A 25,373-nucleotide genomic window follows, 5' to 3' on the forward strand; every position below is an offset into this window, starting at 1 on the left:
TCGACTGTCAAGTCATTCCGGTGAGGGGGGGCGTCAACGGAGAATCTTTATGCGTAACGTGATGAAAAGGTTCGCATTGCCCGGGGGGCTTCCGGAACGCGTGGGTGGAGAGTGCTCCTAAGTTAATCTTGACAAATATAGGATTTCTCACCATAGCTGAATCAACAATTGCGACATGCTTCATCATTCGACACGGGTCCATGTCAGTAGTATCGGTTGAGACATGAACCGGGTGCAGGGGACTGGAGGAAGTGTCATGTCAAAATGGCAGCATGGTCGACTGTTCAAGAGCGGTTTTCTCATCCCACTCCTGGTGAGCGGTCCAGCGTTCGCTCAGAGCGTCACCGGGACCATCGATGTATCGATCGAGTTGACGGCAGCCTGCGAGGTCAATGAGTCGACGTCCACCAGTGGCGTGGATTTCGGCAGCCTGGATTTCGGCAGCCATTCCACGCTGTTCGTCGACGCCGACGCCGAGGTACTCAACGGTGGCACTGCCATCGAAGTACTGTGTTCGCCCGGGGTCACGCCGTCCTTCCAGATTTCCGGTGGGGCGAACGACGGCGACAGTGGTTCGCAGAATCACGCCATGGCCGATGGTAGCGGCAATTTCGTGCCTTACTCGATTTTCACCGATGCCGCGCGGACCAGCGTTCTCGATGCCGGCACGCCTCATGCGCTATCCGGCACGGCCGATGGCGTAACCCCTCAGACGCTGGCGCTGTATGGCCGGGCCTATGGTCAGCCGGGGCTGGCAGCGGGCAGCTATAGCGACACCCTGAACGTCGAACTGTCATTTTGAGGCAAGGCGCGTCGTGGCTGACGGCGCTGTTGGCAAGCCTGGTGCCGGTTCAGGAGGGGGTGGCGCAGGCGGCACCCCAGGCCAGCTTTCAGGTCTCGGCTATCATCAGCGAGGGGTGCCTGGTCAACAGCGACATCCCTGAGGGGGGCGCATCGCTGGGCGATCTGGGGCGGCTGGACTTTGGCACCGCCTCTTCGTTGTCGCAGCAGACCCATGCCTCCGCGCTGGTCGATGCCACCGGTGTGACCCTGAGCTGCACGCCGGGGCTCGACCTGACCATGCGTATCGACGGTGGCCACCATGCCAGCGGCGGTGTACGCCACATGGAAAGCGACGAGGGGGCGGTTCTGGCCTATGCCCTGTTCGCCGATGCCGGTCACCAGCAGGCTATCGGGATCGACTCGCCGCTCGACATCGATACCCTTTCCGACCCGAACGATATTGCCTTGCCGGTACATGGACGGCTGACACTGCCCGGCGCACGGCCGCCGGGCGTCTACACGGACCGCTTGACGGTGACTCTGGAATGGTGATGGCGATGAGACGGCGATGGTTCCACGCGTTGAGAGGCCTTCTGGTGGCTTGCCTTCTGGCAACGGCGCTGCCGGTCGGTGCCAGTGCCCTGATGATCTGGCCGATTCATCCGGTCATCGAGGAGGGCCAGTCGGCAACGGCGTTGTGGCTGGAGAACCGGGGCAGCGAGCCGGTGCTGATTCAGTTGCGTATCTTCGACTGGCAACAGCGGGATGGCGAGAACCACTACCGGCGCCAGTCCGATCTCGTGGGCAGCCCGCCCATGATGGAGGTAGCGCCGGGGCAGAGGCAGATGGTGCGTCTGATCCGTCGCGTGCCGCCACCCTCGTCGGGAGAGCGGGCCTGGCGCGTTATCCTGGACGAGATTCCGACGGCCTCTGCTGACGATGAGCCGGCTGGGCAGCCCCGAGCCGGTGTCGCGCTGCAGATGCGCTACTCCTTGCCGTTGTTCGATCACGGCGGGGATATCGTGCCCGAGCACGTCGAAGACGTCGCATCCATGCTCGACTGGCGTGTCATCCGCGAGAGCGGTCGTCGTTACCTGGAGGTGCGCAATCGTGGCGAGCGACATGTGCGCCTCACCGAGGTGTCATTCGATCGGCGTGCCACCGTCACCGAGGGGTTGCTGGGGTACGTGCTGGTCGACAGCCATCGCCGCTGGCCGCTGGAAGGCGTGACCCCGGGTGATGCCCTGTTCGCTCGGGTCAATGGTGGGGAGCCGGTGCGCTTGGCGAGATGGTCCTCGGCACCTTGAGTCGGGATCCGAAAAGGGAGTGCCGATGCGGAGGCTGCGACGACTGTGCCGGGATGGTACCTGCCTGTGGTGGGTGGTCATGTCGCCGCTCGTCGACGGTCAGGACTTGCCACCGCCACCGGTCGCCGATGCCGCCATGGAACAAGCGATCCCGCTGCATCTGGAACTGGTGCTCAATCAGCGGCCGACCGGACGGGTAGTCGCGGTGACGCGCCGCGGGGCGGGACTGCTGGTCGCGCCGGGGACCCTCGATGCCATCGAGCTGCCCGAGCGGTTGGCGTCGATGGACCGGCTCGACCTGACGCGACTCGAGGCGATCGAGGCGCACTATGATGCGCCGCGCCAGCGTCTGGAGGTGACGGTGCCCACCGCCTGGCTGCCTCGACAACAATTGGCAGGACGAACGGATCGTGCATCCTCCGAAGCGCTCAGCAGCCCCGGTGCACTGGTCAATTACGATCTGCATGTCAGCGAGGCGCGCCGGGGCACCACACGCGCCTCGCTATGGCATGAGGCTCGGCTGTTCGGACTGGGAGGAAGCTGGCGCAGTACCGGTGCATGGCGCGAGCGACTGGGCTCGACATCCGGCGACGCGGTCGACGAGTCGGCCTATGTCCGCTACGACACGACCTGGCGCCACGATGATCAGCAGCGCTTGTTGAGCTACGAGGCGGGGGATGTCGTCACTCGCCCCTTGAGCTGGACCCGCTCCGTGCGGCTCGGGGGCGTGCAGGTGTCGCGTGATTTCGCGATTCGCCCGGACCTGATCACCTATCCGTTGCCTAGCTTCTCCGGTGAGGCCGAGGTGCCCACCACCCTCGACCTGTTCGTCAACGGCAACCGGGTCGAGCGTCGGGATCTCGCCCCGGGGCCTTTCACACTGTCTGATGTGCCGAGCCTCAACGGGGCCGGCGAGGCGCGGCTGGTGACCGAGGACATCCAGGGGCGCCGACAGGTCAGGACCCTGCCCTTTTATGTGACCAATGAGCTGCTCAGGCCGGGGTTGGCCAGTTTCAGTATCGGCGCCGGTGCCTTGCGGCGAGGCTATGGTCAGCGCAGTTTCGACTACGGGGAGGCCGCGGCCAGTGCCTCTCAGCGCATCGGGGTCACCGAGACGCTGACGCTCGGCGGACACGCCGAACTGGCCGACACCCTGACCCTGGGCGGTGTGGGCATGACCCTCGGACTCTGGCGTGCCGGCACCCTGGAGTTGGCGTATCAGCACGCGGAAGGGGCGTTCGGCAAGGGAGCCGCCCATAGCCTGGGGTATCAGTACCGGGGGCGCAATGTCAGCTTCGGTGCCCGGCATGAGCGCCGAGAGGCGGGGTTCGCCGACCTTTCCGATGTCGTGGCTCGCCGGGCTCCCGAACATGCCCGCACGCGGACGCAGGTGACCGCCAGTGCTTCCCTGGGCGATTGGGGCAATGTCGCGGCCGGTTATTTTGAGGTCGATGATGGCGCGTCGACCCGGTTGCTGAATCTGTCCTATCAGCGCCCGCTGTGGCGCAAGGCGTATTTGTCGTTGAGTGCCAATCGTGAGGTCGGTGGAGGCTGGGGCGGGCTCATGCAGGTCACGCTGGCCCTTGGTCATGGCCAGGGTGTTGCGAGTGCCGGCATCCAGCACGATGCGGATGGCGAGTCGGCCCGGCAGCTGCAGTACTCGCGTGCGGCACCGCTGGCGGGGGGCTGGGGGTGGAACCTTGGGGTGCGCCACCGTGATGGTCAGGCGACCTATCGCCAGGTGGATGTCCGCCGCCGTGGTGACAGAGCCACCTGGCGTCTGGGGATGCAGGGGAGCGGAGAGGACGATACCTATTTTGGCGGTCTGAGCGGCTCGGCCGTCATCATGGCCGGACGCGGCTTCCTGGCCAACGAGGTCAACGACAGTTTCGTCGTGGTGTCTACCGACGGCGAGGCCGATGTGCCGGTGCGCTACGAGAACCAGACGGTCGGACGCACCGATGAGGAGGGTTACCTGTTGGTGCCCTGGGGGACCGCCTATTATCCCGGCAAGTATGAGATCGATCCGCTCGCACTGCCCGTCGAGGTGGCGACACCGGAGGTTGAGCGACGCGTGGCCGTCGCGTCGCGCAGTGGCTATCTGCTGTCGTTCGAGTTGCCGCGTCGTACGTCCGCCAGCCTGCGCCTGGTGGATGTCGACGGCGAGGAGCTTCCGCTCGGTGCGCGGGTGCACGCATCGAGTGGCGAGCATGCGGTGGTCGGCTGGGACGGCATGACCTATCTCGAGACGGTATCGGCGGGAATGCGCCTGCGCGTGGTGCTGCCGGATGGTCGCCAGTGCCTGGCGACACCGTCGTTACCCGATGAGGCGGAGGGACGCCTGGACCTGGCATCCGTGACCTGCCGTGACGAGGAGACGTGATGGGGACCTTCATCCACCCTGCCTGGCGGGGGGCCGCCAGCCTGTTGTTGCTGCTGGTCGTGGCGTTCGGGGCGACCTCCGCCCGAGCCTGCGATGTGGTGGCGCCGAATCCATTGGCGAGTTTCGGTAGCGCGAGCTCGCTGACGGTGGCCGGCAGTGTCCAGCAGACATCGGCGCAGCCCAACGCCGGTGTGGAGTGCTCGGCACCGTTGCTGTCGGTACTCGGCAGTGACTATGTGAACGTGACGATCTCCAGCGCCAATGGCGGCGAACTCGTGGCGCCCATGGGGGATACCATCGACTATGACATCTTTGCCGATCCCGGCGGTCAGGTGCCGCTGACACTGGGCACCACCTACGATTATTACAATGCCACCCTGCTGGACCTGCTCGGCCTGCTGGGGAGCAGTGGCCCGATCGAGCTGCCGATGTATTACCGTACCCTGCCGGGCTCCGCCGGCAATGTCGCCGCCGGTCTCTATACCGATACCCTGACCGTCAACTGGAACTGGTCCGTCTGCGAGGGGCTCGGCATCGGGGGGATCTGCCTCGGCCGGAACAACGGGAGCGGCACCAGCACCATCACCCTGCAGCTCGAGGTCCTGCCGGACTGCGTGATCGACGCCCCCGATCTGGATTTCGGCTCGGCGCCGCTGGTGGCGGGGTTCAATCCGGTGACTCGGACGCTTTCGGTACGCTGTACCAAGGGGCAGGCCTACAGCGTGGGGTTGGGCGACGGCCAGCATGCTGCCTCCGGCCAGCGGCGCATGGCGTCGTCGGGCGAGTATCTACGCTATGAGCTCTTCAAGGGGGCCAGCGGGCTGTCACGCTGGGGCAGCCAAGGGGCGGAGCGACGCGATTCGACCCAGGCGGACAGTGCGCCGGGCCACCATGACGGCGTGACCGCCCAGGGATTCATCTATCGCGGCGTCATCGACGAGAATCAGCCGACGCCATCGGCCGGTGTCTATACGGATTCGGTCGTCGTGGAGGTGGCGTTCTAGAAGGACGTTGCAGACGCCGCCCGTGGCAGCGCCTGCCACGGATCAGCCTTCGAAGCTGGTTTCCGAGTAGAGTACCCGCACGCGCAGGGTATGTGTCACCTTGCTCAGTGCCTCCAGGGCGCGGGGGCCGTATTCCTTGTCCACGTCGATGACCACATAACCGATGCGCTCGTTGGTCTGCAGGTACTGGCCGAGGATGTTGATGTCATCCTCGGAAAGCACCCGGTTGATCTCGGACATCACGCCGGGCACGTTCTCGTGGATGTGCAGCAGGCGGTGCTTGCCGGGGTGGGCCGGCAGGGCGACCTCGGGGAAGTTCACCGAGGTGATGGTGGTGCCATTGTCGGAGAAGGTCACCAGCTTTTCGGATACCTCGATGCCGATGTTCTCCTGGGCTTCCAGGGTGGAGCCGCCGATGTGCGGGGTGAGGATGACGTTGTTCAGGCCGCGCAGCGGACTGACGAACTCCTCGTTGTTGCCCTTGGGCTCGACCGGGAAGACATCGATGGCCGCACCGTTGAGGCGGCCGGCCTGGAGGGCCTCGGCCAGCGCCTCGATCACGACCACGCTGCCGCGGGAGGCATTGATCAGGATGCTGCCCGGCTTCATCAGGCCGATCTGCTCTTCGCCGATCATCCAACGGGTGGAGGGCAGGTCCGGCACATGCAGGCTGACGATGTCGGCACGTGCCAGCAACTCCTCGAGGCTGCCCACCTGGCGGGCATTGCCCATGCCGAGCTTGGTGACGACATCGTAGTAGATGACGTCGAAGCCCAGTGCCTCGGACAGCACCGAGAGCTGGGCGCCGATGCTGCCATAGCCGATGATGCCCAATGTCTTGCCCCGGGCCTCATGGGCGTTCTTGGCCGACTTCAGCCAGCCTCCCTGATGGGCGCTGGCGCTCTTCTCGGGGATACCACGCAGCAGCATGATCGACTCGGCCAGCACCAGCTCGGCCACCGAGCGGGTGTTGGAGTAAGGGGCATTGAAGACGGGGATACCCCGCACCAGGGCCGCATCGAGGTCGACCTGGTTGGTGCCGATGCAGAAGCAGCCCACGGCCACGAGCTTCTCGGCGGCGGCGAAGACGCGCTCGTTGAGCTGGGTACGGGAACGGATGCCGATGAAGTGGACGTCACGGATCTTGTCGATCAGCGATTCCTCGTCCAGCGAGGTCGACAGGTGTTCGATGTTGGTGTACCCGGCATTCAGGAAATTGTCCACCGCGCTCTGGTGGACGCCCTCGAGCAGCAGGATCTTGATCTTGCTCTTGTCCAGGGACGTTTTGGCCATGGTCGAATCAACCCCTTCTATGGTGCGCGCCGCATGCGTTTCAGGAAGGTGACGCTTGGGTTGTCGGGGCATCTGCCCGGCAATCTCTAGCGTTAAATAAGGGCCGATATCTTACCACAGCACGATCCGCTGCGGATGAAAATGCCGCCTGGCCTGGATGAGCGGCTTGCATGATGGGGATGCCGCCGGGCACGGGGCAGACGACCCCCGGGGGGGAGCGTGTATACTGTCGCCCTCATGGTGAGATGGCGACGAGGGCAGCCATGGCGGGACAGGACAAGCAGCGACAGGACACCGAGGAAACGGCGCCGGCGGATTTCGCGGCGACCGTGGAGCGCCTTGAGGCGTTGGTGGAACGACTGGAATCCGGTGAGTTGTCGCTGGAGGCGTCGTTGACGGCCTTCGAGCAGGGCGTTCGCCTGACCCGTGATGCCCAGCGCCGACTCGACGAGGCCGAGCTCAAGGTTCGCACCCTGACCGAGGGAGAGGAAGGCGGCATCGATCTCAAGCCCTTCGCGTCACCCGAGGAGGATGGCGGTGAACATTGAACGCTTGATGACCGCGGATCGGTGCCGCGTGGACGAACGCCTGGAAAGGCTCTTCGCGCGCGGCGAGGCGGCGCCCTCGGCGCGTCTGGACGCGGCCATGCGCCATGGCGTGCTGGTCGGTGGCAAACGCTTGCGGCCGGTGCTGGTCTATGCCGCGGGCCGTGCCCTCGGCGCCGGTGACGAGGCCCTCGATGGGCCGGCGATGGCCGTCGAGCTGGTGCATGCCTACTCGCTGGTGCACGACGACCTGCCGGCCATGGATGACGATGACGTACGCCGGGGCCGGCCCACCGTGCATCGCGCCTATGACGAGGCCACTGCCATCCTGGCCGGCGACGCACTGCAGACCCTGGCCTTCGAAGTGCTGGCCGATACCGATCCACCGCGCCTTTCGGCGATGGTCGGCACCCTGGCCCGTGCCGCCGGACGCGATGGCATGGCGGCCGGCCAGGCACTGGACCTGGATGCGGTGGGAGGCCATCCCGACCTGGCGGCGCTGGCGACCATGCATCGTCACAAGACAGGGGCGCTGATCCATGCCGCCGTGCGGCTGGGGGGGCTGGCGGCGGTGGCCGAGGACGACGAGCGCCTGCTGGCGCTGGAACGCTACGCCGCCGCCATCGGGCTGGCGTTCCAGATTCGCGATGACGTGCTCGACGTGACCGGCGATACGACCGTTCTCGGCAAGGCCTCGGGGGCGGATGCCGCCCGTGACAAGCCGACCTATCCCACTCTACTGGGGCTTGAGGGGGCCGATGACAAGGCCCGATCCCTGGTGGACGAGGCCGTATCGGCCCTGGCGCCGCTGGGCGAGGCCGGCACCGTGCTGGCCACCCTGGCCCGATACATGATCGAGCGTGACCACTGAACCACAGGGCCAACATGAAGCTGTTCGATGACATTCCGGTCGAGCGTCCGGCTACGCCGCTGCTCGACACCCTCGAAACACCGGCCGCGCTGCGTGCCATGGACGAGGCTCAGCTGGTGCAGGTGGCCGACGAGTTACGTGCCTATCTGCTCTACAGCGTGGGCGTCTCCGGTGGCCATTTCGGCGCCGGACTCGGCGTCGTGGAGCTGACGGTGGCACTGCACCATGCCCTGGAGACGCCCCATGACCGTCTCGTCTGGGATGTCGGTCACCAGGCGTATCCGCACAAGATTCTCACCGGTCGCCGTGAAGCGATGAAGCATATTCGCCAGTTCGGTGGCCTGGCGGCGTTTCCGCGCCGCAGCGAATCGCCCTATGACACCTTCGGGGTAGGACATTCCAGCACCTCCGTTTCCGCCGCTCTGGGCATGGCGCTGGCCGCCCGCACGCGAGACGAGAAGCGTCGGGTTTGCGCGGTGATCGGCGATGGCGCCCTGTCCGCCGGGATGGCCTTCGAGGCCCTGGCCCACGCCGGCCATGTGGATGCCAACCTGCTGGTGATCCTCAACGACAACGAGATGTCGATTTCCGAGAACGTCGGCGGCATGGCCAGTTATCTGGCGCGGATCCTGGCCAGCAAGCCCTACACCAGCATGCGCGAGGGCGGCAAGAAGGTGCTGTCGCACCTGCCCGGCGCCCTGGAGCTGGCCCGGCGAACCGAGGAGCACATGAAGGGCATGGTCAGCCCGGCGACGTTGTTCGAGGAAATGGGCTTCAACTACATCGGCCCGCTCGATGGACATGACCTGCCGACCCTGGTTCAGACTCTGCGCAATATGCGCGATATGGACGGGCCCCAGTTTCTCCACGTGAAGACACGCAAGGGACGCGGCTTCCTGCCCGCCGAGGCCGACCCCATTGGCTATCACGCCATCACCAAGCTGGAGAAGAACGGCGAAACGCCGCCGCCGTTCAAGCCGGCTCAGTCGGCTGCCGCGCTCGGGGAGAAGAGCGATACATCGCACTCGACGTCGCGCGACGATCTATCGCGCCCGAAGCCGCGCAACGATCTATCGCGCCCGAAGCCGCGCAAGTATTGCAACGTCTTCGGCGACTGGCTGTGCGACATGGCGGCGGTCGACGAGCGGCTGGTCGGGATCACGCCGGCGATGCGCGAGGGGTCCGACCTGGTGCGGTTCTCCCAGGAGTATCCGGAGCGCTACTATGACGTGGCGATCGCCGAGCAGCATGCGGTGACTCTGGCCGCCGGTCTGGCCTGTGAGGCGATGAAACCGGTCGTCGCCATCTATTCCACCTTCCTGCAACGTGGTTACGATCAGCTCATCCACGACGTGGCGGTGCAGGCGCTGGACGTGACCTTCGCCATCGATCGTGCCGGCGTGGTGGGCGAGGACGGACCTACCCACCATGGGGCGCTGGATCTGGCCTACCTGCGCTGCGTGCCGGGCATGGTGGTGCTGGCGCCCGCCGACGAGGCCGAGTGTCGTGCGCTGCTCAGTGCCGCCTATCATCATCCCGGCCCGGCCGCCGTGCGCTACCCGCGGGGTACCGGTCCCGGTACGGTGATTCCCGAGCACCTCGAGGCGCTGCCCATCGGTGAGGCCGAGATGCGTCGTCGGGCCGGCGGCGATGGGCAGAGGGTGGCGTTGCTGGCTTTCGGCAGCCTCAATGGCCCGGCCGCCGAAGTGGCCGAGCGCCTCGATGCCACCCATCTCAACATGCGGTCGATCAAGCCGCTGGACCGTGAGGCGGTACTGGCGGCGGCCGACGAGCACGACCTGCTGGTGACCCTGGAGGAAAACGTGGTAGCCGGTGGCGCCGGTAGCGGCGTCGGCGAGCTGCTGGCCGCGGAGGGGCGCCGGACAGCATTGCTACAGCTGGGACTGCCCGATGCCTTCGTCGAGCATGGCAAGCCGGCGGAATTGCTCGCCGAGTGCGGGCTCGACGCCGAGGGGATAGAGGCCTCGATCAGGCACCGCCTCGGCTGAGAGGGTGTTTACAAACTACTGCGCTCGCCCATACCGCGTTGAAATTCGGCTAGAAGTGCTCATTTAGTACGAATAAACTCCGCATTCTCGCCGAATTTCGCCTTATCTGGCCGTCGCTCGTGACTTTTGTAAGCACCCTCTGAGCGCCGCGCGACATCCCGGCGGACGCCTGCGGTCACCTGCCTTCATGGGGCAGCCGCATCGCGCCTGTCCTGCCTGGATGCTATGCTCCCCGCCATCTTTGCGAGACGTGTTTCAAGGAGTCGACATGCTGGCCATGGTGCTGATCGGTGGGTTGCTGGGATTTCTGGTCGGTGGCCCGGTGGGCCTGCTGATCGGGGGCGGCCTCGGCTACTGGCTCGTCCGGCGCCTGCGCCGTAGCATGCTGGGCCGATTGGCCGGGGTGCAGGCGCAGTTTCTCGAGTCGACCTTCGCGGTCATGGGGTGCATGTGCAAGGCCGATGGTCAGGTCTCCGAAGCCGAACTCGATGCCTCCCGCCAGCTTTGGGACCGCCTGCGGCTGAGTGAGGAGCAGCGTGCCAAGGCGCGGGCCGATTTCACCCGTGGCAAGGGCGAGGACTTCGATCTCGAGGCGGAGCTGGCCAAGATCCGACAGATCGTGGGCAACCAGCCGGCGCTACGGCAGGTGTTCCTTCAGGTGCAACTCGCGGCCATCGCCGCCGATGGCGAGCTCCATCCCGCCGAACGCGATATGTTGATGCGGGTGGTGCGCGGGCTGGGTTGCTCCGAGGCCGAGATCGCCCAGATCGAAGCCATGTTGCGCGGGGCCGCCGAGGGGGGCAGCGCCACGCACGAAGTGTCGCTCGAGGATGCTTATCAGGTTCTGGGCGTGTCATCCGATGCCAGCGATGCCGAGATCAAGCGCCAGTATCGCCGCCTGATGAGCGAGAACCATCCCGACAAGCTGGCCGCCAAGGGCCTGCCGGAGAACATGCGCGAGGTGGCCAAGGAACGTACCAGCGAGATCGGCAACGCCTACGAGCGCATTCGCAAGGCACGTTCTGCCGACGCGGCCTGATCCCCGAGGCGGCATTCTTTCGTCACGACGGCCCGTGCTTTCCGGAATGTGACATGGTGGTTGTCGGGCCACGCGGACCGGCCTAGGATGCGCGGCGACCCGCCGGCCCGGTGGGGACGACGCCTCTGCCTCGGTCCGGCCAAGTGATGCCGAGGCATTCTTGTGGTGATCGACAAGAATTCCAAGGAGACCCCTGATGTCTTTCGGTCCGCTTTCCCTCCTGCCGCCCGTGCTGGCCATCGTGCTGGCGCTGGCGACGCGCAACGTGATACCAGCGCTGTTCTGCGGCGTCTGGCTGGGTGCCACCATGCTCAGCGGCGGCAATCCGGCCGCTGGCCTCTACGACAGCTTCAACGATTTCATCATCCCGAGCGTGGGGGATGAGTGGAGCGTTACCGTTCTGATCTACTGCGGTCTGTTCGGCGTGTTGATCACGGTGCTCCAGCGTACTGGCGGTGCCCAGGCCATCGCCCGGGCCATTTCCGAGCGGGTCGCCTCGCGCCGTGGCGCTCAGGGAGCGACGCTCGGGCTCGGCATGCTGATCTTCTTCGAGGACTACTTCAATGCCCTGACGGTGGGCAGCGTGATGCGCCCGATCACCGATCGCATGAAGGTCTCCCGCGAAAAGCTGGCCTATATCGTCGATTCGACCTCGGCTCCCATGTGCCTGCTGGGGCCGGTATCCACCTGGGTGGTCTTCGTGATGGGGTTGATCGGTACGCAGCTGACCGAGATGGACGTCAGCGGCTCCGAGTACCTGATCTACCTCTCCTCCATTCCGCTGAACTTCTATGCCTGGCTGGCACTTGGACTGATCGCCTTCATCGTCATCACCCAGTGGGATTTCGGTCCCATGGCGCGTGCCGAGCATCGTGCCCGGACCACCGGCGAGGTGCTGGCCAAGGATGCCACGCCGCCCTCCGACCGGGAGGTCGCCGAGATGGACGTGATCCCCGAGGCCCAGGCTCGCAAGCGCAACATGCTGGTACCGATCGCCGTGCTGGTGTTGATGATTCCTCCGATGTTCCTGTGGACCGGCAACTATCCCGAGAATGATCTGGTCACCGCCGTGGGCGAGGCCAATGGTGGTCTGTCGATCCTGATCGCCACCTTCGTGGCGGTAGTCGTCGGCCTGGTCATGGGCATGCAGCAGAAGCTCTTCGACTTCCGCGAGTCCATGGATATCGTCGTCGCCGGGATCAAGAGCATGACCCTGGTCTACATCATCCTGACGCTGGCCTGGTCGATCGGCAGCGTGACCTCGGAGCTGGGGACCGCCGACTATCTGGTGACCCTGGCGGAGGCGAACATCGCCCCCAGCCTGGTGCCGGTGCTGCTGTTCCTGATCGGGGCCCTGGTCGCTTTCACGACCGGGACGTCCTACGGCACCTTCGCGATCATGATCCCCATTGCCATGCCGGTGGCGATGGCAATGGACCTGTCGTTGTCGCTGGCGATTGCCGCCGTTCTCAGTGGCGGCATCTTCGGCGATCACTGCTCGCCGATCTCGGATACCACCATTCTCTCTTCGGCGGGTTCCTCCTGCGACCATATCGACCATGTGCGCACCCAACTGCCCTATGCGGTATGTGCCGGGCTGGCCGGCATCCTGGCCTTCTTCATCGCCGGCCTCTCCGGCAGTGCGCTGGTCGGCGGTCTTGCTGGCGCCGTAGCGCTGGTAGTGACGGCGGTAGTACTGCGTACTCTCTGGGGCGGGGCGTCACCGCGCGACGAGGCGCTGGTCGATTGAGAAGACGGCGTCGCCCTGTCTTCCGAGCATGAAAAAGGCCCCTCGAGCAGGGGCCTTCTTGCGTCAGGTCGGAGCCTGTCGAAAAACGTGGTTTCAGGTAGTCGCTTCCCGAGCCGGCTTCAGCGGATCCTCTGTCACGGCAATGTTTGTCTCGTGCTGCTGCTGGGCGCGCAGCTTGAGGCGGGCCTTGGCCATGGCAGCGCTGCCGCTTCCGGCGACCAGGTCGGCGGAGGGGTCTGCCTGGATCTGAGCCGTCGGTGCATGCTGGCTGACGGCGGATAGCGGCTCGCCGAGCTGCAGAGCGCGCTCGCTTGCCGGGTCGGCCTGGGCGGCCAGGGGCAGGGTGGCGAGCAGCAGGCTGGCGGTCATCAGTTTGGTTTTCATCTCGGGTACCTCGCTTGCGATGTTTGATAACATGCATTTTATTAGCGAGCTAAGTGTAACGCCAGAGAAAACTATCGATCGATGCGATCGTTCCAGGCTATTGATATCGTCGGGAAGCGGCGTCAGGGCTTTCGTTCTATATCCACATCGCCGGCCGGCGTGAAATCGCCCAGTGCCATCATGTGGCCGAGTTTGCCGGCCTTGGTGGACAGGTAGTGCTCGTTGTGCGGGTTGAGGCCCGTGGTCAGGCCCACGCGTTCGACCACGTCCACGCCGACTCGGGTCAGGGCCTCGACCTTGCGGGGGTTGTTGGTCATCAGCCTGAGCGAGTCGATGCCCAGGTGCTCGAGCATCGGCAGGCAGAGGTCGTAGCGGCGCAGGTCGGCTGAGAAGCCCAATTGCTCGTTGGCCTCGACGGTGTCGGCCCCCTGGTCCTGAAGGTGGTAGGCGCGGATCTTGTTGAGCAGGCCGATGCCGCGACCTTCCTGGCGCAGATAGAGCAGCACGCCGCGGCCCGCCTCGGCAATGCGCTTGAGCGCTTCCTGGAGCTGGTAGCCGCAGTCGCAGCGCATCGAGAACAGGGCATCGCCGGTGAGACATTCGGAATGCACGCGGCCGAGCACCGGCTGGCCGTCGGCGACCTCGCCCAGTGTCAGGACGACATGATCCTTGCCGGTGGCTTCGTCCTCGAAGCCATGCATGGTGAAAGTGGCCCATGGAGTGGGGAGCCGGGAGGCGGCGATGTAGCGAATCGTCACGATGTACCTCGATGAAGGACCGGGCGTGGCCGTCGGGATGATCTCATTCTATCAGGAAGGCGAGTCGGGCTCACGGTCGAGCCTGATGGGTTACAATGGCGGCCACATTTTCCGTGGATGAGCGAACGCATGGAACTCGAGAACGACCGCCTGCTGCGCGCCCTGGCGTGTCAGCCCGTTGATCGCACGCCGGTCTGGATGATGCGTCAGGCAGGTCGCTACCTGCCGGAGTATCGCGAAGTACGCGCCGAGGCAGGCAGCTTCATGGATCTCTGTCGCGATCGTGACAGGGCCTGTGAGGTAACGTTGCAGCCACTGGAGCGCTACCCGCTGGATGCCGCCATCCTGTTCTCGGATATCTTGACCATTCCTGATGCCATGGGACTGGGGCTGTACTTCGAGACCGGCGAGGGCCCGAAATTCCGCAAGCCGGTGCGCACGCCCGAGGCGGTAGAGGCGCTCACCGTCCCCGATGCCGAGCGCGATCTGGACTATGTAATGAATGCCGTCACCACCATCCGCCGCGAGCTGAAGGGGCGCGTGCCCTTGATCGGCTTTTCCGGCAGTCCCTGGACACTGGCGACCTATATGGTGGAAGGCGCTTCGAGCAAGGACTTCCGTCATGTGAAGGCCATGCTTTATGACACGCCGGATACCATGCATCGGCTGCTCGACCTGCTGGCCCGGGCGGTGACGGACTATCTCAATGCCCAGATCCGTGCCGGTGCCCAGGTCGTGCAGATCTTCGATACCTGGGGCGGTGCGTTGTCGACGCCGGCCTATGAGGCCTTCTCGCTGCGCTACATGAAGCAGATCGTGGATGGTTTGATCCGTGAGCGCGAGGGGCGGCGCGTGCCGGTGATCCTGTTCACCAAGAACGGCGGCCAGTGGCTCGAGGCTCAGGCGGCAACCGGTGCCGATGCCCTGGGGCTGGACTGGAGTACCGAGCTTGCCGGTGCCCGGGAACGGGTCGGCCAGCGTGTTGCGCTGCAGGGCAACCTGGACCCCAATGTGCTGTTCGCCCGTCCTCGGGCGATTCGTGACGAGGTGGCGCGAATCCTCGATAGCTACGGCTCGGGACCCGGCCATGTCTTCAACCTGGGCCATGGCATCAGTCAGTTTACCGACCCCGAGCGTGTCACGGCCTTCATCGAGGCGTTGCATGAGCTGAGTCCCGCCTACCATCGGGAATGAGGCGGGCGCGGATAAATGAATCGACCGGCGTGCCTTGGCGCGCGGGTTGTCACCACGAGGGTCCATGATGAACACCTCCCCCGATTCCGGCTGGTTCACCGAAGTCTTCGACAGCCAGGGCAGCGCCTTCGCGCTGAAGGTTACCGACAAGCTGCACGAGGTGCAGAGCGACTACCAGCACCTCGAGGTCTACGCGACCGAGTCATTTGGCAACCTGCTGGTGCTGGATGGCTGTGTGATGCTGACCGATCGCGACAATTTTCTCTATCACGAGATGATCGCGCATCCGGCCTTGTTCACCCACGCCGATCCGAAGCGCGTGGTGATCATCGGCGGCGGTGATTGCGGCACCCTGCGCGAAGTGCTGCGCCATCCCGGCGTGGAGCGGGTCACCCAGATCGATATCGACGAGGAAGTGACCCGGGCTGCCGAGCGTTTCTTTCCTACCTTGACCGAGGCGAACGACGACCCCCGCGCCGAACTGGCCTTCACCGACGGCGTGCGCTGGGTCGATGAGGCGGAGGCCGGCAGCGTCGATGTACTGATCATCGATTCCACCGACCCGGTGGGGCCGGCGGAAGGGCTGTTCACCACCGACTTCCTGCGCCGTTGTCATCGTATCCTGCGTCCCGGCGGCGTGATGGTGCAGCAGAGCGAGTCGCCGCTCTACCACAGCGGTTCGATCATCCGGGAGCTGCGTCGCGACATGGGCGAGGCCGGTTTCGGCAGCGTGGCGACCTTGCCGTTCCCGCAGCCCGTCTATCCATCCGGCTGGTGGAGCGTCACCCTGGCCGGCAAGGGATGCGACGTGAATGACTTCCGTGAAGGTGATGCGCGGGAGGCCGGTCTGCCGCTCGACTACTACACCGCCGAGGTACACCGGGGCGCCCTGGCGCTGCCGCCCTTCATGCGACGGGCGTTCGGCTGAGGCCCGGGGCCGGCGGTGCCCTCACAACCGCGGTTCGTGGCGTGACACGGGCTCCGCCTCGCCGTCGTTCGGGTTCAGTGTCGGCTCGTTGCCCCCCTGACGTCGGGCCGGCGCCGGCTGGGTGACGCGGGCGCTGCCGATGACGTCATCGTCCATCGAGACTGGACGTGCCGAGGATGTCCAGGCGCGTTCGGTGTCGTGGACGGCCGGACGCCGATCGAAGGAACGGGTCACCACATCGCCCGGTGCGAAGCCGACGCGCAGGTTCGCCAGGTGGTAGGGCAGCAACCATAGTTCGGCGATCAGGCGGACACCGACCATGGCCAGCAAGAGCGCGCCGCCCCCGAGAGCGAGGCGTGGCCAGGCGGCCAGCCAGGTCGTGTCGGCGAGCCAGGGGGTATGCGGTGCCAGCCACAGGCCGCCGGCCACCAGCAGGCCGAGCTGAATGACGGCGTGGCAGAACAGCAAGGTGCGTCGCGGCAGGGGGTGCCGGGGAAAGAAGAATTGCCGCATGTTGAGTCCTCCGGATAGCGTCGGCGGTCGAGGTGCCGAGGTTGCGCCGGCGCTCCTTGCCGGTGAGCCCGCATCCTACCCTAGACGGCAGCGCTCGGGCAGTGTCCGCGAAGACCGACGCCGAGTGTCGCCAGGTGCCGTCTTCCGCTCGCCGAGCCGTGCTGGTCGGTGTCGGGAATCCGTCAGGAGTAATAGGGCAGATCGATCTGATCGCTGCTGCGAATGCCCTCCGTCATGTGCCGGCACTGCTTGAGAAACTCCCGCATGCCGGTGGCCAGGTACTTGTGGCGATGCCAGATGAAGGCGAACTGGCGACGCAGGTCCAGGTCGGGTGTCGGAATCTGCACCAGGCTGCCGCGTCGGAAGGCATCGCGCAGGGCCAGCTTGGAGACGCAACCGATGCCGAGGCCCGATTCCACGGCCCGCTTGATGCCCTCGGTATGTTCCAGTTCGAGCAGGGTATTGAAGCGCCCGCGACGATGACGCGCGGCCTGTTCCAGCGTCAGCCGGGTGCCCGATCCCTGCTCGCGCATGATCCAGGCTTCCCGCAGCAGGCGGTCCAGTTCCACCGACCCCTGGTTCGCCAGGTGGTGGCGCGGTGAGCAGAAGACCGCGAGCTCATCCTCCACCCAGGGCTGGGTGATGACGTCGTCTTCTTCGCACTGGCCTTCGATCAGCCCCAGGTCGAGCTCATGTTGTCGAACTTCCTCGATGATGGTGCGCGTATTGCGGACCTGCAGACGCACGCGGCTGCCGGGATGGCGCTGCATGAAATCGCTGATCAGCAGGGTGGCCAGGTAATTACCGATGGTCAGGGTGGCACCCACGTCCAGGGTGCCGATGCCCTGCTGGCCGCGCAGCAGTTCCTCGACCTCTTCGGCGCGGTCGAGCAGCGCCACCGCCTTGGGCAGCAGCTGGAAGCCCAGGGCGTTGAGCTTGAGGCGCTTGCCGAGGCGGTCCAGCAGTTGGCAGTCGAACTGCCGTTCCAGCTCGGCCAGGGCGGTACTGGCCGCCGACTGGGAGAGTGCCAGTGACCGGGCGGCTCGGGAGACGCTCTCGTGCTGGGCCACGGCGACGAAGACCTCAAGCTGACGCAGGGTATAGCGCATCCGACTGGCTCCAGGATAGTTTTATCCAGAGTATAGATAAGCTTTATCCATACAATTCATTTAACAGATATTCTGGCCTTCCTTAGAATTCATTGCAAAGAGTTAATAGTTTTAATATGCATTTCTGGAATATAAGGGTGCCGACATGAGCAAGTTTGCCGAGGAAGAAGTCCTCAGCGTCCATCACTGGAATGACACGCTGTTCAGCTTCCGCACCACCCGTGAGCGCAGCCTGCGTTTCAAGAACGGTCAGTTCGTGATGATCGGCCTGGAGGTCGAGGGCAAGCCGCTGATGCGTGCCTACTCCGTCGCCAGTCCCAACTACGAGGACCACCTGGAGTTCTTCAGTATCAAGGTGCCGGATGGCCCGCTGACTTCTCGGCTGCAGCACCTCCAGGTCGGCGACAAGATCATGGTCAGCCGAAAGCCCACCGGCACACTGGTCACCGACGACCTGCTGCCGGGGCGCAACCTCTATCTGCTCTCCACCGGCACCGGCCTGGCGCCGTTCATGAGCCTGATCCAGGACCCCGAGGCCTATGAGCGTTTCGAGAAGATCGTGCTGGTCCATGGCGTGCGCAGCGTCAGTGAGCTCGCCTACGCCGACTTCATTTCCAAGGAACTGCCGGCGCATGAGTACCTGGGCGAAGAGATCAGTGAGAAGCTGGTCTACTACCCGACGGTAACGCGAGAAGACTTCCACACCACCGGCCGTCTGACCGACCATATCCGGACGGGAAAGCTGTTCGAGGATACCGATCTGCCGACCATCGATCCCAAGCAGGATCGTGCCATGCTCTGCGGCAGCCCGGCGATGCTCGACGAGACCAGCTCCCTGCTCGACGAGCTGGGCTTCAATATCTCGCCGCGCATGGGCGACCCCGGCGACTACGTCATCGAGCGGGCCTTCGTCGAGAAATAAGCGGCCCGGCTGCGCTGGGAGCTGTAAGCCTTAAGCGTTAAGCTGGAAGAACAACCGCTCCCAGGCACTAGCCATGGGGGCGGTTTCATTCATGCTACTTTCGAGCCTCGAGCTTCGAGTTGCAGCTCTGGAGGCGGTTGTCGGGGTTTGGATCTCGTATCTCGCCGCTCGTATGCTTTGGGTTTCGAGCTTACGCGCGGCGCCAACCTTGCTACTATATCTCTCCTTCATGTTTCCAGTCAGGACGTTGCCGTGTTGACGCTGCTTGCCGAGCGTGTCTCGCGACATCTCGAGCGCTCCCCCAAGTCCCCCAAGTATCTGTGCATGCGTGATGCGCTCATCGAGCTGATCGTCGAAGGGCGGTTGAGCGAGGGTACGCGTTTGCCCACCGAGCAGGCATTGGCCGAGGCACTTCCCCTCAGCCTCGGGACGGTGCAGAAAGCTCTGCGCGACCTGGTGGAAAGCGGCGAGCTGTATCGGCGGCGCCGCCTGGGCACCTTCGTCGCCGGAGGCGACCATCGGCGCGAGATCACCACGCCGGCCTTCAGCTTCCTGCGCCCCGATGGCTCGCGGGTGCGCATGGTCTTCATTCGCCTGATGAAGCGTGAGCGGGTCGGGATGGACCGTCCCGGCAAGTGGTGCGAAGCGCTCGGGCCCTGTGAGGCAGGCTATATCCGCCTGGTGCGCCAGGACCGTATCGATGGTGCTTTCGACTGCCACACCGAGATCTATCTGCGGGCGGATCAGGCCGAGGCCCTGCTCGAAGCGCCGGTCGAGGCATTCGAGCACGAGAGTGTCCTGCCCCTTCTGCAGGCGCGGACGCGTATGGTCGTCGGCCATGCCGATAACCGAGTACGTATGGTGCGCCTCCCAAGAGCGGTAGCCAAGGCCATCGCCTCCGATGCGGGGCCGTCGGCACCAGGGCTGCGGCTCGACACCCTCTATCGCCTCCAGGATGGTTCGGCCGTCGCCTGGCAGGTCATGCATATCCCCGCCAACGATTACTCTCTCTCGCTGCACACCGAGCTGCGTTGATCGTCGAGACACCTCGGCTCTTTTGACTCGTGACACCCGTATCACTCGCGCTTCGAGCAGCCCGGATCGTCCATCCTGACGATGTGTCGCCGATTTTTGCCTTGTGACCCACATGGATGCGGGAAATGCGTTGGCTTGCCTGAAGTCGGTCCAGGCCCCGGCCGTCGCTCGTCGACTTTCGTACAGAGCTTAGGCGTCATTCTCGTTTCATGCACCATAAATACTATATAGTATTGACAGGTGTGGCGACGCCTCTATACTGCTGCCATAGATCATATAAAAAACAAAGTTCCATAATTGATGCATTTTGGCTGATACATCCGACCGATGAGGACTATGTCATGAGTTGGACAACCGTCTGCAAGACTGACCAGGTGCAGGAAGACTTCCCCTATTCCGCCAAGCTCGATGGCAAGGAAGTCGGTGTGTATGTGCTGGATGGCGAGTACTACGCCCTCGAGGACGTCTGTCCCCATGCCTATGCCCTTCTGTCCCAGGGGTTTGTCGAGGACGGCCAGGTGGAGTGCCCGCTGCACGAGGCGACCTTCGACATCAAGAGCGGCAAGTGCCTGCGCGAGCCTGCCGACCGCGACCTCCACATCTACCCGGTGCGGATCCTCGATGACGAAGTGCAACTCCAGACCAGCGAGGAGAGCTGAACCATGGCCCAGCAGGACTACAACCCCCAACTGAAGCAGTGGCAACGCATTATCCCCTCCAGCGAACCTGGCCAGGGTTACATCGAGGCGCCCGGTGGCTTCGCCAATCCCGTCTGGCAGACCCGTGCCAGTGCGCCGGGCGCCTTCGAACACGCTCTGGTGGAAGCCCTCGAAGAGGTTTTCGCCGACGGCGCGACCGAGCTGGACGCTGTGGTCGAGGGCCTCAACGCCCGCCATCGCCACGATCGCAACGGCCAGGCCTGGACCCAGGAAAGCTTCCTTCAGGAGATGGCGGTGCTCGGGCAGTGAGCCGCCCCGGGGCCACGCCCCTTCGCCAGTACAAGACATAACGAGGTCGAGACATGACTAGTGCATCCTCCGTCGACACCGCCGTCCAGGACTATCTGGACAGCGGCCTGCGTTCCCTCTGGTATCCCGTCGCCGCCAGCTGGGAGGTCGGCAGCAATCCCGTCGGCATCACCCGGCTGGGCGAGAACCTGGTGCTGTGGCGCGGCTTCGACGGCACCCTGCATGCCGTCGAGGACCGCTGCCCCCACCGCGGTGCCCGCCTGTCCAAGGGCTGGAACCTGGGCGATCGCCTGGCCTGCTGGTATCACGGCGTCGAGGTCAACGGCGAGGGCGAGGTCTGCGACGTGCCGGCGATCAGCAACAGCCCGCTGGTCGGCCAGGCCTGCGTGCGCCGCTACCCGATCCAGGAGGCTCACGGCGCCATTTTCGTCTACTTCGGCACCACCCCGGACGAGGAACCCGGCGAGCTCGCGCTGCCCGAGCAGCTGACCGACGGCGAGACCTACGGCCACTTCCTGTGCACCGCCACCTGGAAGTGCAACTATCAGTACGCCATCGACAACGTCATGGACCCGATGCACGGCACCTACCTGCACTCGGATTCCCACTCCATGGCCGAGGGTGACCGTCAGGCGGAGATGGTGCTCGAGCCCACCGAGAGCGGCTTCGTGTTCAAGAAGACCGGTCAGACCGGGGTCAACTTCGACTGGGTGGAGTTCGGCAACACCAACGCCCTGTGGCTGCGCCTGTCGATTCCCTACCAGCAGCGCTTCGGCCCGGGCGGCCCCTTCTGGATCGTCGGCATGGCGGTGCCCGAGGACAAGGAACATACCCGGGTGTTCTTCTGGCGGGTGCGCAAGGTGGACGGCTGGCAGCGCCAGGTGTGGCGCTTCTTCTACCGTACCAAGCTCGAGCAGCTGCACTGGGACGTGCTGGAACAGGATCGCATCATCCTCGAGAACCTGGCCCCGGATGCCCGCCTGCACGAGAACCTCTACCAGCACGACGTGGGCCTCTCGCGGCTGCGCCGGGTGATGCTGAAGATGGCCAAGAAGCAGCTGGCCGAGCGCCAGCAGGCGGCCTGACATGGCCCAGATGCTCAACGACAAGCGCATCCTGGTGACCGGGGCCGCCCGCGGCCTGGGTCGCAGCGTCGCCGAGGCTGCCGCCGCCGAGGGCGCGCGGCTGGTGATCAGCGACATCCTCGAGGCCGAGCTGGCGCAGACCGCCTCGGCGCTGCGCGAGCGCGGTGCCGAGGTCGAGGCGCTGGTCATCGACCAGGCCGATCCCGACTCGATCGAGGCGGGTATGGCGCGGGTCGCCGAGGGCGGCGCCCTGGACGGCCTGGTCAACAACGCGGCGATCGCCACCGGGGTCGGCGGCGAGACCATGATGGACTACGACATGGCCCTGTGGGACCGGGTGATGGCGGTCAACGTGCGCGGCACCTGGCTGATGACCCGGGCCGCGGTGCCGCTGCTCGAGGCCGATGGCGGCGGCCAAGTGGTCAACCTGGCCTCGGACACCGCCCTGTGGGGCGCGCCCAAGCTGATGGCCTACGTGGCCAGCAAGGGTGCGGTGATCTCCATGACCCGCTCCATGGCCCGCGAGCTGGGCGAGCGTCGCATCGGCGTCAACGCCGTGGCCCCGGGGCTGACCCACTGCGAGGCCACCGAGTACGTGCCCCAGGAACGCTACGACTACTACGCCCAGGGGCGCGCCCTGAAGCGCGAGCAGCAGCCCGACGACGTGGACGGGACCATCCTCTACCTGCTGTCGGATTGGTCGGCCTTCGTCACCGGCCAGGTGATCCCCATCAACGGCGGTTTCGTCTTCAACTGAGGTGGTGCACATGGCAAGCGATATCCAGCACATCGTGGTGATCGGCGGCGGCCAGGCCGGTGGCTATGCCTGCAAGGCGCTGCGCGGCGAGGGCTTCGAGGGCCGCCTGACCGTGGTCGCCGACGAGCCCCACGACTTCTACGAACGGCCGCCGCTGTCCAAGGGTGTGGTCACCGACAGCGAACCGCTGCCCCGGCTTTTCCCCGAGGATAGCCTGGCGGCCCTCGACATCGACTGGCAACGTCCGCGCCGGGCCGTCGAGATCGATCGCGAGACCGGCGAGGTGGTGCTCGACGACGGCGAGCGGCTGCCCTACGATCGCCTGCTGATCGCCACCGGCAGCCGCCCGCGAATGCCGGTGGCCGACTGGGCGGAGATCGCCAACGTCTTGACCCTGCGCACCTGGGACGATGCCGCCCGGCTCAAGGCCAAGCTCGAGCAGAGCCGCCGGATCGGCATCATCGGCGGCGGCTGGATCGGCCTCGAGGTGGCCTCCAGCGCCCGGAGGCTGGGCGTCGAGGTGGATGTCTTCGAGCGGGCCCCGGCGCTGTGCGGTCGCAGCGTGGGCCCCGAGGTGGCCGAGGCGATCCGCGAGCTCCACGAGCGCCACGGCGTCGGCCTGGCGCTTGAGCGACAGGATATCCGGCTCGACGAGTCGGCCGACGGCCGGGTGCGCGTCACCGCCGACGGCGAGTCCCGCGAGCCCTACGACCTGGTGGTGGTGGGCGTCGGCGTCGAGATCAACCTGGAACTGGCCCGCGAGGCCGGGCTCAAGACCGAGCAGGGCATCGTCATCGATGCCGCCGGGCACACCTCGGACCCGCGGATCTTCGCCGCCGGCGATGTGGCCCAGCATCCCCACCTGGGACTCTGCCTGCAGTCCTGGGCCTACGCCCAGAACCAGGCCCGGGTGGTGGCCGACGCCATGCTCGGCAAGGCGGCCCACTACGACGAGCCGGCCTGGCTGTGGTCGGACCAGCACGGCGTCAACATCCAGATCCTCGGCGTGCCGAGCGGTGAGCTGCATTGCGTGGTGCGTCGCGATCCCCAGGGGCCGGTGTTCTTCTATCTGGATGGCGAGCAGCGGCTGGTACAGATGGTCGCCTTCGACCAGCCGCGTGCCATCAAGCTCGGCAAACGCTGGCTGGCCGCCGAGCGGGTCCTCGACCCGGACGCCCTGGGGGATCCCGAATACAACCTGATGCAGCTGCGCTGAGCTTGGCCCGGCGCCGTGTGCCAGGGTCATGAGTTGCCCGATTTCACCACCCCGGCCCCGGGTCCCGGTACTGCTCGGTTGCCCTCCGTCTTCCTCGGCGACATGTTGGTCGACGTCATGGGGCCGGCGTGCCCCTTCCTTTGCTCATCGTTACCGGGCTGTCCCCCTGACGGCGCTCCGCCGGTATGCCTGGCCATGTTCCAGCAAGGTGTCGAGCCTGCTTCGTGTCGAAACCGCCGTTTGACAACGGTGGTAGGGCGACTTATCTTTGCGGTAATCAAATAATAAACAAAGTTTCAAATATGAATTATCAGTCCGCATTCGTGGATAGGAACAAGAACATGACAAATCTGAAGATCGGAATATGTGGTGGTGGTATCGGTGGGCTGTGTGCGGCACTGGCGCTACGCCAGCAGGGCCATGAGGCTATCGTCTTCGAACGCGCCAAGCAGTTCCTGCGCATCGGTGCCGACGTGAATCTCACGCCCAATGCCGTGCGTGCCCTGGATCGGTTGGGCGTCGGCGAAATCCTGCGCGAGACGGCGGCGCGTCCGACCCATCGCATCAGTCGTACCTGGGACACCGGCGAGGAAACCTCGCGCCTGCCCATGAGCGAGGCCGCCGAGCAGCGTTATGGTGCCCCGCAGCTGACGATCCACCGTGGTGATCTGCTTCGAGCCCTCGAGGAAGCGCTTCCGGATGAAGCCATCCGGCTGGGCAAGCAGGCTGAACGCATCGAGCATGGCAAGCCGATGCGTATTCACTTCGCCGATGGCAGCCATGATGACGTCGACCTGGTGATCGGCGGTGATGGCATCCATTCGGCCGTGCGTCGTGAGCTGTTCGGTGACGATCAGCCCGAGTTCACCGGTCTGGTGTCCTATCGGGCTGTGGTACCACGTACCGCGGTGCCCGAGGTCGAGAACCTTGATGCGTTCACCAAGTGGTGGGGGCCGACACCCGACATCCAGGTGGTGGTCTTCCCCTTGACGCGTGGCGAGGAGGTCTTCGTCTTCGCGACCACCCCTCAGGACGACTGGCGCGATGAATCCTGGACACTGCCCGGCGACGTCGAGGAGTTGCGGGGGGTCTACAAGGATTTCCACCCCGATGTCCGAGCCTTGCTGGCGGCCTGTGACAGCGTGACCAAATCGGCTCTTTACGTGCGCGAACCCATGGAGCGCTGGTCCTTGGGCGATGCGACCTTGCTCGGCGATGCCGCCCATCCCATGGTGCCTTTCATGGCCCAGGGCGCCTGCATGGCCATCGAGGATGCCGTGGTGTTGTCGCGTTGCCTGGAAGGTGCCGGTCGCGATGATCTGCCGGCGGCCCTGGAGCGCTATGAGCTGGCCAGGAAGGAGCGTACCGCCCAGGTGCAGCGCGGTTCACGTGCCAATGACTGGCTCAAGGGTGAAGGCAATGCCGACTGGGTCTATGGCTATGATGCCTGGGGCCTGGAACTGCCCTGATGCTACCGGGGCGTTCGATTCATCGACTTCAATAACAACACGCGAGGAAAG

25 protein-coding genes are annotated in these 25,373 nt (G+C 65.1%); 20 read left to right on the forward strand and 5 right to left on the reverse strand.

Annotated features, from left to right (window positions below):
• Positions 1 to 256: 256 nt before the first annotated feature.
• From RSO41_RS02085 to RSO41_RS02105, 5 genes are read left to right on the forward strand one after another with little or no spacing between them, the layout of a single operon-like run.
• Positions 257 to 802 (forward strand): spore coat U domain-containing protein, encoded by a 546-nt coding sequence (locus RSO41_RS02085; RefSeq protein WP_315617315.1) that lies wholly within the window; start codon positions 257 to 259, stop codon positions 800 to 802.
• 29 nt (positions 803 to 831) lie between these two features.
• Complete coding sequence (locus RSO41_RS02090; RefSeq protein ID WP_315617317.1) at positions 832 to 1,335, forward strand: spore coat U domain-containing protein; 504 nt, start codon at positions 832 to 834, stop codon at positions 1,333 to 1,335.
• A 44-nt stretch (positions 1,336 to 1,379) separates the two neighbouring features.
• Entirely contained in the window at positions 1,380 to 2,090 is a 711-nt protein-coding gene (locus RSO41_RS02095; RefSeq protein ID WP_315617319.1) for a molecular chaperone, read from the forward strand.
• Positions 2,091 to 2,115: 25 nt separating this feature from the next.
• Positions 2,116 to 4,473 carry a fimbria/pilus outer membrane usher protein gene (locus tag RSO41_RS02100; RefSeq protein WP_315617320.1) on the forward strand — a complete coding sequence of 786 codons (2,358 nt, stop codon included), beginning with the start codon at positions 2,116 to 2,118 and terminating at the stop codon, positions 4,471 to 4,473.
• Complete coding sequence (locus RSO41_RS02105; RefSeq protein ID WP_315617322.1) at positions 4,473 to 5,477, forward strand: spore coat U domain-containing protein; 1,005 nt, start codon at positions 4,473 to 4,475, stop codon at positions 5,475 to 5,477. Before RSO41_RS02100 ends, RSO41_RS02105 begins: the two co-directional genes overlap by 1 nt.
• A 42-nt stretch (positions 5,478 to 5,519) precedes the next feature.
• Here the strand turns inward: RSO41_RS02105 and serA are convergent, their stop codons facing one another.
• Positions 5,520 to 6,770 carry a phosphoglycerate dehydrogenase gene (gene serA, locus RSO41_RS02110; protein ID WP_315617323.1) on the reverse strand — a complete coding sequence of 417 codons (1,251 nt, stop codon included), beginning with the start codon at positions 6,768 to 6,770 and terminating at the stop codon, positions 5,520 to 5,522.
• Positions 6,771 to 7,033: 263 nt separating this feature from the next.
• On the opposite strand from serA, the gene RSO41_RS02115 reads away from it, so the two are divergent.
• From RSO41_RS02115 to RSO41_RS02135, 5 genes are all read left to right on the forward strand, one after another.
• The gene (locus RSO41_RS02115; RefSeq protein WP_315617325.1) at positions 7,034 to 7,318 is read left to right on the forward strand and encodes an exodeoxyribonuclease VII small subunit; all 285 of its coding nucleotides are present in this window, start codon (positions 7,034 to 7,036) and stop codon (positions 7,316 to 7,318) included.
• The gene (gene ispA / locus RSO41_RS02120) at positions 7,302 to 8,186 is read left to right on the forward strand and encodes a (2E,6E)-farnesyl diphosphate synthase (RefSeq protein WP_315617327.1); all 885 of its coding nucleotides are present in this window, start codon (positions 7,302 to 7,304) and stop codon (positions 8,184 to 8,186) included. The genes RSO41_RS02115 and ispA overlap by 17 nt, the downstream gene beginning before the upstream one ends.
• Before the next feature lie 14 nt (positions 8,187 to 8,200).
• Positions 8,201 to 10,195 (forward strand): 1-deoxy-D-xylulose-5-phosphate synthase, encoded by a 1,995-nt coding sequence (locus RSO41_RS02125; protein ID WP_315617329.1) that lies wholly within the window; start codon positions 8,201 to 8,203, stop codon positions 10,193 to 10,195.
• Positions 10,196 to 10,463: 268 nt separating this feature from the next.
• Positions 10,464 to 11,234 (forward strand): co-chaperone DjlA, encoded by a 771-nt coding sequence (gene djlA, locus RSO41_RS02130; RefSeq protein WP_315617331.1) that lies wholly within the window; start codon positions 10,464 to 10,466, stop codon positions 11,232 to 11,234.
• A 196-nt stretch (positions 11,235 to 11,430) separates the two neighbouring features.
• Positions 11,431 to 12,984: a Na+/H+ antiporter NhaC family protein gene (locus RSO41_RS02135; RefSeq protein WP_315617332.1), complete on the forward strand. Its 1,554-nt coding sequence runs from the start codon at positions 11,431 to 11,433 to the stop codon at positions 12,982 to 12,984.
• Between the two features lie 93 nt (positions 12,985 to 13,077).
• Here RSO41_RS02135 and RSO41_RS02140 read toward each other — a convergent pair whose 3' ends face one another.
• Both RSO41_RS02140 and ribA read right to left on the reverse strand, forming a co-directional pair.
• Positions 13,078 to 13,368, reverse strand: coding sequence for a hypothetical protein (locus RSO41_RS02140; protein ID WP_315617333.1), 291 nt, complete (start codon positions 13,366 to 13,368; stop codon positions 13,078 to 13,080).
• A 122-nt stretch (positions 13,369 to 13,490) separates the two neighbouring features.
• The gene (gene ribA, locus RSO41_RS02145) at positions 13,491 to 14,126 is read right to left on the reverse strand and encodes a GTP cyclohydrolase II (RefSeq protein WP_315617334.1); all 636 of its coding nucleotides are present in this window, start codon (positions 14,124 to 14,126) and stop codon (positions 13,491 to 13,493) included.
• 129 nt (positions 14,127 to 14,255) lie between these two features.
• On the opposite strand from ribA, the gene hemE reads away from it, so the two are divergent.
• Complete coding sequence (hemE, locus tag RSO41_RS02150; protein ID WP_315617335.1) at positions 14,256 to 15,320, forward strand: uroporphyrinogen decarboxylase; 1,065 nt, start codon at positions 14,256 to 14,258, stop codon at positions 15,318 to 15,320.
• A 67-nt stretch (positions 15,321 to 15,387) separates the two neighbouring features.
• On the forward strand, positions 15,388 to 16,248 hold the full coding sequence (speE, locus tag RSO41_RS02155) for a polyamine aminopropyltransferase (RefSeq protein WP_315617589.1): 861 nt from the start codon (positions 15,388 to 15,390) through the stop codon (positions 16,246 to 16,248).
• Positions 16,249 to 16,269: 21 nt separating this feature from the next.
• Here speE and RSO41_RS02160 read toward each other — a convergent pair whose 3' ends face one another.
• The gene (locus tag RSO41_RS02160; RefSeq protein ID WP_315617336.1) at positions 16,270 to 16,761 is read right to left on the reverse strand and encodes a hypothetical protein; all 492 of its coding nucleotides are present in this window, start codon (positions 16,759 to 16,761) and stop codon (positions 16,270 to 16,272) included.
• 182 nt (positions 16,762 to 16,943) lie between these two features.
• On the reverse strand, positions 16,944 to 17,870 hold the full coding sequence (locus RSO41_RS02165; RefSeq protein WP_315617338.1) for a LysR family transcriptional regulator: 927 nt from the start codon (positions 17,868 to 17,870) through the stop codon (positions 16,944 to 16,946).
• A gap of 145 nt (positions 17,871 to 18,015) precedes the next feature.
• On the opposite strand from RSO41_RS02165, the gene RSO41_RS02170 reads away from it, so the two are divergent.
• The 8 genes from RSO41_RS02170 to RSO41_RS02205 all read left to right on the forward strand — a co-directional run bounded on the left by RSO41_RS02170 (position 18,016) and on the right by RSO41_RS02205 (position 25,322).
• Entirely contained in the window at positions 18,016 to 18,792 is a 777-nt protein-coding gene (locus tag RSO41_RS02170) for a ferredoxin--NADP reductase (protein WP_275286498.1), read from the forward strand.
• 252 nt (positions 18,793 to 19,044) lie between these two features.
• Positions 19,045 to 19,827 carry a GntR family transcriptional regulator gene (locus tag RSO41_RS02175; protein ID WP_315617342.1) on the forward strand — a complete coding sequence of 261 codons (783 nt, stop codon included), beginning with the start codon at positions 19,045 to 19,047 and terminating at the stop codon, positions 19,825 to 19,827.
• A gap of 341 nt (positions 19,828 to 20,168) precedes the next feature.
• Positions 20,169 to 20,486, forward strand: coding sequence for a nitrite reductase small subunit NirD (nirD, locus tag RSO41_RS02180; protein WP_315617344.1), 318 nt, complete (start codon positions 20,169 to 20,171; stop codon positions 20,484 to 20,486).
• Positions 20,487 to 20,489: 3 nt separating this feature from the next.
• A complete protein-coding gene (locus RSO41_RS02185) occupies positions 20,490 to 20,795 on the forward strand; it encodes a recombinase-like helix-turn-helix domain-containing protein (RefSeq protein WP_315617346.1) in 306 nt (101 codons plus the stop codon).
• 53 nt (positions 20,796 to 20,848) lie between these two features.
• On the forward strand, positions 20,849 to 21,880 hold the full coding sequence (locus tag RSO41_RS02190) for an aromatic ring-hydroxylating dioxygenase subunit alpha (protein WP_315617348.1): 1,032 nt from the start codon (positions 20,849 to 20,851) through the stop codon (positions 21,878 to 21,880).
• A 1-nt stretch (position 21,881) separates the two neighbouring features.
• Complete coding sequence (locus RSO41_RS02195; protein ID WP_315617350.1) at positions 21,882 to 22,637, forward strand: SDR family oxidoreductase; 756 nt, start codon at positions 21,882 to 21,884, stop codon at positions 22,635 to 22,637.
• Positions 22,638 to 22,647: 10 nt separating this feature from the next.
• Positions 22,648 to 23,853, forward strand: coding sequence for an NAD(P)/FAD-dependent oxidoreductase (locus tag RSO41_RS02200; RefSeq protein WP_315617351.1), 1,206 nt, complete (start codon positions 22,648 to 22,650; stop codon positions 23,851 to 23,853).
• 341 nt (positions 23,854 to 24,194) lie between these two features.
• A complete protein-coding gene (locus RSO41_RS02205) occupies positions 24,195 to 25,322 on the forward strand; it encodes an FAD-dependent monooxygenase (RefSeq protein WP_315617353.1) in 1,128 nt (375 codons plus the stop codon).
• The last annotated feature ends 51 nt before the right edge of the window (positions 25,323 to 25,373 follow it).

The sequence above is a fragment of the Halomonas sp. I1 genome, from assembly GCF_032334135.1.
GTDB lineage: Bacteria > Pseudomonadota > Gammaproteobacteria > Pseudomonadales > Halomonadaceae > Halomonas.

Coding starts and splice junctions, on each gene's coding strand:
- RSO41_RS02165 (WP_315617338.1), bottom strand. CDS start 17,870: ATGCGCTATACCCTGCGTCAGCTTGAGGTCTTCGTCGCCGTGGCCCAG.
- speE (WP_315617589.1), top strand. CDS start 15,388: ATGAACACCTCCCCCGATTCCGGCTGGTTCACCGAAGTCTTCGACAGC.
- RSO41_RS02125 (WP_315617329.1), top strand. CDS start 8,201: ATGAAGCTGTTCGATGACATTCCGGTCGAGCGTCCGGCTACGCCGCTG.
- serA (WP_315617323.1), bottom strand. CDS start 6,770: ATGGCCAAAACGTCCCTGGACAAGAGCAAGATCAAGATCCTGCTGCTC.
- RSO41_RS02085 (WP_315617315.1), top strand. CDS start 257: ATGTCAAAATGGCAGCATGGTCGACTGTTCAAGAGCGGTTTTCTCATC.
- RSO41_RS02115 (WP_315617325.1), top strand. CDS start 7,034: ATGGCGGGACAGGACAAGCAGCGACAGGACACCGAGGAAACGGCGCCG.
- RSO41_RS02135 (WP_315617332.1), top strand. CDS start 11,431: ATGTCTTTCGGTCCGCTTTCCCTCCTGCCGCCCGTGCTGGCCATCGTG.
- nirD (WP_315617344.1), top strand. CDS start 20,169: ATGAGTTGGACAACCGTCTGCAAGACTGACCAGGTGCAGGAAGACTTC.
- RSO41_RS02100 (WP_315617320.1), top strand. CDS start 2,116: ATGCGGAGGCTGCGACGACTGTGCCGGGATGGTACCTGCCTGTGGTGG.
- RSO41_RS02185 (WP_315617346.1), top strand. CDS start 20,490: ATGGCCCAGCAGGACTACAACCCCCAACTGAAGCAGTGGCAACGCATT.
- ispA (WP_315617327.1), top strand. CDS start 7,302: ATGGCGGTGAACATTGAACGCTTGATGACCGCGGATCGGTGCCGCGTG.
- RSO41_RS02170 (WP_275286498.1), top strand. CDS start 18,016: ATGAGCAAGTTTGCCGAGGAAGAAGTCCTCAGCGTCCATCACTGGAAT.
- RSO41_RS02105 (WP_315617322.1), top strand. CDS start 4,473: ATGGGGACCTTCATCCACCCTGCCTGGCGGGGGGCCGCCAGCCTGTTG.
- djlA (WP_315617331.1), top strand. CDS start 10,464: ATGCTGGCCATGGTGCTGATCGGTGGGTTGCTGGGATTTCTGGTCGGT.
- RSO41_RS02195 (WP_315617350.1), top strand. CDS start 21,882: ATGGCCCAGATGCTCAACGACAAGCGCATCCTGGTGACCGGGGCCGCC.
- RSO41_RS02205 (WP_315617353.1), top strand. CDS start 24,195: ATGACAAATCTGAAGATCGGAATATGTGGTGGTGGTATCGGTGGGCTG.
- RSO41_RS02140 (WP_315617333.1), bottom strand. CDS start 13,368: ATGAAAACCAAACTGATGACCGCCAGCCTGCTGCTCGCCACCCTGCCC.
- RSO41_RS02190 (WP_315617348.1), top strand. CDS start 20,849: ATGACTAGTGCATCCTCCGTCGACACCGCCGTCCAGGACTATCTGGAC.
- RSO41_RS02160 (WP_315617336.1), bottom strand. CDS start 16,761: ATGCGGCAATTCTTCTTTCCCCGGCACCCCCTGCCGCGACGCACCTTG.
- RSO41_RS02200 (WP_315617351.1), top strand. CDS start 22,648: ATGGCAAGCGATATCCAGCACATCGTGGTGATCGGCGGCGGCCAGGCC.
- hemE (WP_315617335.1), top strand. CDS start 14,256: ATGGAACTCGAGAACGACCGCCTGCTGCGCGCCCTGGCGTGTCAGCCC.